Annotated in this window: 4 protein-coding genes and 1 pseudogene; all 5 read left to right on the top strand. The window is 62.9% G+C overall.

All coding sequences use genetic code 11. From position 1 onward, the window contains the following. A partial coding sequence (locus AAC083_RS11330) for a hypothetical protein (RefSeq protein WP_108536645.1) occupies positions 1 to 2,184 on the top strand: 2,184 nt, incomplete at its 5' end. After that, the gene (locus AAC083_RS11325; RefSeq protein WP_108536644.1) at positions 2,184 to 3,023 is read left to right on the top strand and encodes an FTR1 family iron permease; all 840 of its coding nucleotides are present in this window, start codon (positions 2,184 to 2,186) and stop codon (positions 3,021 to 3,023) included. The genes AAC083_RS11330 and AAC083_RS11325, both read left to right, overlap by 1 nt. A gap of 87 nt (positions 3,024 to 3,110) precedes the next feature. Next, positions 3,111 to 4,535, top strand: a complete 1,425-nt coding sequence (locus tag AAC083_RS11320) for an FAD-dependent oxidoreductase (protein WP_108536643.1) — start codon at positions 3,111 to 3,113, stop codon at positions 4,533 to 4,535. 142 nt (positions 4,536 to 4,677) lie between these two features. Beyond that, the gene (locus AAC083_RS11315; RefSeq protein WP_108536642.1) at positions 4,678 to 5,238 is read left to right on the top strand and encodes a hypothetical protein; all 561 of its coding nucleotides are present in this window, start codon (positions 4,678 to 4,680) and stop codon (positions 5,236 to 5,238) included. 71 nt (positions 5,239 to 5,309) lie between these two features. Beyond that, a pseudogene (locus tag AAC083_RS11310) lies at positions 5,310 to 5,822 on the top strand (hypothetical protein); the annotation flags it as partial.

Here is a 5,822-nt window from a genome sequence, read left to right as displayed (position 1 = left end):
TTGCAGATCAATCTGCCAAGCGTCGGAAACCGCAGCCAGATCGTCTCCAAACCGTTCGCCGCGCGCTTCGCCGAAGACGGCAAGCGGGTCTATCTGACCCTGGCGGGCTCGGAAGATCTGCTGGTGTTCGACCTCTCCCGCAGCGGCAAATCCAACAACAACCGCCACCGCCGCAAGAAGTTTCAGGGGGGCGCCAAGGCGACCCAGCTCTTGCGTCACCTGCCAGGCCAGAATCCGCGCGACTTGCTGATCGATGGCGACCACATTCTGGTGCACAACGCCATGGGACAGGATCTTACCCGCCTCAATCGCGGCGGCAGCGGTCCGTTTGCCCGGGTCACCGTCGATGTGCCCCACTTCGCCAAGCTGGTAGAGACGGATCCGCGCCCCGAACCGCTCAAGCGCGGCGAGCGGCTGTTCCATCTTGGTAACACAGCGTCCAACTCACGCTTCCCCATGGCGGGGGATAACTGGATGAGCTGCAACGCCTGCCATCTGGACGGATTCAACTTCACCAACCGCTATCTGATGGCGGCCCAGCGCCAGAAGAGCGGCGATAACGCCATCAACGGCCACGCCAACCTCACCAACATGGTGGCGGGGGATTTTGTCGGCGAATACCTGCGCATGACCCAGCAGACCCAGGGCGGCATGGGCCATGACACCCGCGATGGGGCCGAGGCTGTTGACCCCACCAAGCCTCAGCCCGAGGTGAAAGCGATGATGGAAGATCTGCATGCTTTTGTGACCGCCGATGGCAACCTCCCCTATCTTGCCAACTGGCTGCGGCTCGATGCCCCGCGCACGGATCCCGCCAAGGCACCGACCACCCACCCGAAAGAGTGGCTCAACTCCGCCTCCTGCCAGAGCTGCCACCAACAGGCCTTCAAGGATTGGAGCGAGAGCAACCACCGGCTGATGGGCAACTCCCACCCCTACTACAAGGTGGTGCAGGCGCTGGCCCGTGAAACCGAAGGGGAAGCCTTCGGCCAGTGGTGTCAGGGGTGCCACATGCCCCAGCAGGTGATGACAGGCCAGATGGATCTGCCCAAGGGCTCCCACCTGTTCGAGCAGGGCGGCGCCTCGCTGATTGCCGCCCACAAGGCGGGCGAACCTGTGGTTGAGGAAGGGACTGGCTGTGTGCTCTGCCATCGCATCACCAAAGTGGAAGATGCCGGCGGCAACAGCGCCTTTACCGTGAATTTAAAAGACCGCGAGAGCTATGTGTTCGAGGATGCCCCGGGCGGCAGCCTCCAGCACTGGCTAGGGTCGCGGCAGATCAACGCCCGTCCGGCGGCCCACAAGGCCTCCTATCAGAAGGATTTCTACCGCGACGCCGCCCTGTGCAAATCGTGCCACAACGAGTTTACCCCGGGTACCGGCGCCAATATCGTCAACACCTGGGACGAGTGGGAAAACTCCAGCTTCGCGAACGCTGACGATCCCGCCAAGCGGCGCACCTGCATCGACTGCCATATGAACCCGGAGCCAGGCAATGGCGGCGCGCCAGTGGCGGGCCAGTCCACCGAAAATGGCACCATGAAAGCGCGGCTCTATCGCCACAACTTTACCGGCGCCCAGCACCAGCTGGTGGGGCTGAGGAGTGCAACGCTTGAGCAGGAGAGCCTGGCGCTGCTGCGCTCCAGCGCCACGCTCTCTGCCCGGATCGAACAGGCTGCCGATAGTCAGCAACTGGTGGTGCGGGTCGCCAATACCGGCGCGGGCCATGCCCTGCCCACCGGGGTGGCCGATTTTCGTGAACTCTGGCTGGCGCTGACCGTCACCGACGCCACCGGCAAGCTGGTGCTTGCCAGCGGCCAGCCGGTGGATGGCGCCGTCCCTGAAGATGCGCGGCTGTTTCGCAAAGTGTTCGGCGATGCCGAGGGCAAGCCGGTGGGGCTCAAGTTCTGGCGTTACGCCAAATTGCTGGAAGATACCCGCATTCCGGCCGATGGCTGGCGCGATGAAGCCTGGCCGCTGCCCGCAGATGCCCAAGGGCCCTTCAAGGCCGATATCACACTCAATTTCCGCACTTACCCCAAGTGGGTCAATGATGCGGTGCGCGCCGCCGAGCCCAGCTTGCCGGAGCCACCCATAGTGCAGCTCGCTCGACTTCAACTCAATCGGCTGCAACTCACCTTGCCGCCTCTTCCCGTCACGCCCGCTACGGAGCCTCAATCCTGATGTTTGCAAGTTTTCTCATTACCCTGCGCGAGGGGCTGGAAGCCTTCCTGCTGGTCGGCATCTGCCTCTCCTACCTCGCCAAGCTGGGGGCGAGTCGCTACAACAAGTTCATCTATCTGGGGGTGGGGCTCGGCCTTGTCGCCTCCCTGATCGTCGCCTTCCTGTTCCAGGTGGTGGTGAGCCAGTTCGAGAGCGAGCGCTACAACCACCTCTTGATGGCGGGGATCCTCATTTTCGCCACTTTGGTGCTCACCTATATGGCAGTCTGGATGCAAAAGCAGGCCAAATCCCAGGTGGGAGCCATGACGGCACGCATCGATGCGGCCATCGATGGCGGCAACCTGTTTGGTCTGGTGCTGCTTGCCTTCCTCGCTGTGATGCGCGAAGGGTTTGAAACCGTGCTCTTCTTCTCTGCCCTGCTCTACTCGGGACAAGGGGTGGATCTGCAATCCGGTCTGATGGGCGCGCTGGCGGGGCTGCTGGTCTCCATCGCGCTGGTGTGGGGGCTGCTGCGCTCCACCCGCAAGGTGGCGCTGGCGCCTTTCTTCCGCTGGACCGGGCTGCTGATCATCATCATAGCCGCAGGCTTGCTGTCGTCCGCCGTCAATATGTTGCAGGCGGCAGACATCATCACCTTCTGGACCACGCCGGTGTTCGACATCAGCCACATTCTCGACGATCAGGGGGTGTTTGGTACCTTCCTGCGCGCCCTGTTTGGCTACAATGCCTCACCCGCTGGCTTGCAGCTGCTGACCTGGGTCCTCTATCTGGCGGTCTTCGTTACCCTCTGGCAACGCAGCTACCGCCCGCAGGGAAGTGCCCTGCCCGCCCAAGGCTGAGCCCGTATCGCTAAACGGTAACAACACCCTTCGGGGCCGCGCCTTGGCGCGGTTCCCTTATCTATCAAGCAGTTTCGGAAATAGGTCATGAGCGATAACAATAAGAAGCACATTGCGGTGCTGGGTGCGGGTCCCGCCGGTTTGATGGCCGCCTGGCGCCTGCGCCGCGCCGGTTTTGCGGTCACCCTGTTCGAGCAGGAGCCGGTCGTGGGCGGCATGTGCGCCACCCAGACCTTCAAGGGGCGCGATGGCGACTATCGCTTCGACTACGGCGGTCACCGCTTTATCACCAAGAACCCCGAGCTGCTCGCCTTTATCGACGAGCTGATGGGTGACGATCTGCTCCACGCCGATCGCAAGAGCGTGATCCGCTTTGGCGGGCGCACCTATGACTACCCCTTGAACCTGCCCAACTTGCTCAAAACGGCGCCGCTGGCCCTGATGGCCGGTGCGGTGAAAGACTTGCTGCTGTTGCCCTTTGCCAAGAAACCGGACGATTTCGCCAAGGCGAGCTTTGCCGAGTGGATCCAGAGTCACTTCGGCCGCACCCTCTACCGCCAGTTCTTCGAGGGCTACACCGGTAAGCTGTGGGGTATCAACCCGGACCAACTCTCCGCCGACTGGGCCGGTCAGCGCATCAGCCTGATTGACCTTAAAGACGTGGCGCGCCGCCTGCTGCCAAGACGCAACGGCAGCCTCTCGGTGCGTACCTATGCCCGCAAGTATCGTTATCCAAAGTATGGTTTCGGCCAGATCTTCACCACCCTGGGCGAGCGGCTGGTGGCAGAGGGGGCCCTGCTGAAAACCGGCGCCACCATCACCCGCCTGGAACAAGCTGATGGCCGGATCAATCAGGTTCACTGGACACAAGATGGCGCCGAGCAGAGCGAGCAATTTGATCAGGTTATCTCCACCCTGCCGCTGCCGCTCACCTGCCAGCATCTTGGCTTGCCGTGCGATTTGCACTACCGGTCGCTGCGCTTCGTCAATATGCCGCTCAAGCAGGAGAACCTGTCGGACAACACCTGGCAGTACCTCTCCGACCCCCATATTCTGGCTACCCGTTTGCAGGAGCCGCGCCGCCGCAGCCCCTTTATGGCCCCCCAGGGTCAGACCTCGGTGATGCTGGAGATCCCCTGCAACCCGGGAGATGCCACCTGGCAGGCGCCGCTGGCAGACTTGCGCGGCCGGGTCACCGCTGATCTGGCGAGCCTCGGCGTCGATACCGCCAAGCTTGGCGATGAGACCTTCGAGGCGCGCAGTGAATACGCCTATCCGCTGATGGATCTCGGCTATCAGGCTCGCCGCAACGACGCCATCAAGGCGCTGATGCCGATAGGCAACCTCATCATGACCGGCCGTCAGGGGACATTCCGCTACATCTTCACCGACACCGCCATGGAGATGGGAATGATGGCCGCCGACATGGTGATCGACGGGGTGGACAGACGCCACGCCATCTTTAACCATCGCAATGAAAATACCGTGATCGAGACCCAGAGCGTGGCCTAAGAGCGATGGCAGGTGCTTAACCGGCACACAGACGCCGCAACACCTTCAACCACCGCCACGAAAACATCGTGATTGAAACCCAGCGCGTGGCCTGAGGGCCGCACCACTGGCATAACCTCTTGGCATAAGTAAGGAGAACAGGATGACCATACGCCCGGGTTTACTCGCCCTCACCCTGCTGCTGACCCTCAGTGGTCAGGCGCAGGCTTACTCCTACGCCGCCGCCGGCAAGGAGCCGCTGATCGATGCGCGCGAGGCGCTGCTTGGCGCCGCCACTGACGGCAAGGATGCCAGCGCCACCTTGAGCGAGATTGCCGACGAGCTGACCTATCTGGAAGAGCACCACAAGGTGGAGCTGCAAGCGCCGCTGGCCGCCGCCATCAAGGCCAAAGATGCCGCCGCTACCGCCGCCCTGCTCAATCGCGCCTACAAGGCGGAGATCGAGCGTCGCCTCGAAGGGGCCAGCCAGAATCTTGGCGACTACCAGAGTGCCAAGGTGCTGGTGGTCAAGAGCAAGCGCTTCCTCGATGTGATCCTCCCCTCCCTCAGTGAAGGGGATCGCAAGGCAGCCGAACAGGCGCTGGCCAAGGTGCTGGATGCCATCGGTAACCCGGGGGTATTCGGGGTGGGCGCCAAGCCCGCCGATGCCGCCGCCTTTGCCGAAGCACAAAAAGCGCTGATGGCCGTGCTGGCGCCGCTCTGATTGCTGTCTGCCAATCATTGCGCCATCTCGCGTTGACAAACGGTGGGTTTCGCTTCGCTAATCGACCCTGCTTGCTGATCCTGCTGCAACTGGCCTGGCTTTGCTGGCTGCTGGCCTTCCCGGTGGCGCTCGATTCCGACGATGCCTTCAATTTCGCCCACGGGGTGACGCGTTTTAGCGTGCTGGAGTTCGCCCCCCACTTTCCGGGTTACCCCGCCTTTATCTGGCTGGCGCGGCTGATCAATCTGGCGGTGGACGAACCGGCCCGCGCGGTGCAGTGGGCAAGCCTCATGGGCACAGCACTGCTGGCGCCGCTCGCCGCCTTGCTGGCGGTAAGATTGTGGCAACGGCCAAGCCTGCTCACCCCCGTCTGGCTACTGGTGCTGGCCCTGCCGCTCACCCCGACGCTGGCGCTCTCCGGCCTATCCGACGGACCAGCGCTCGCTGCTTGGCTCGGGGCGCTGCTGGCCTTGCAGCAGCGCAGAATTGCGCTGGCGGGTCTGTTACTCGGTCTGTTGCTGGCGCTGCGCCCCTCCTACTTAGTGCTGGCGCTGCTGCCGCTCTGGCTTGGGATGGATCAGAAG

Origin of the sequence: Aeromonas sp. HMWF014, from assembly GCF_963878295.1 — a bacterium.
GTDB classification, from domain to species: domain Bacteria; phylum Pseudomonadota; class Gammaproteobacteria; order Enterobacterales; family Aeromonadaceae; genus Aeromonas; species Aeromonas popoffii.
This window is presented reverse-complemented; position numbering and strand designations above follow the sequence as displayed.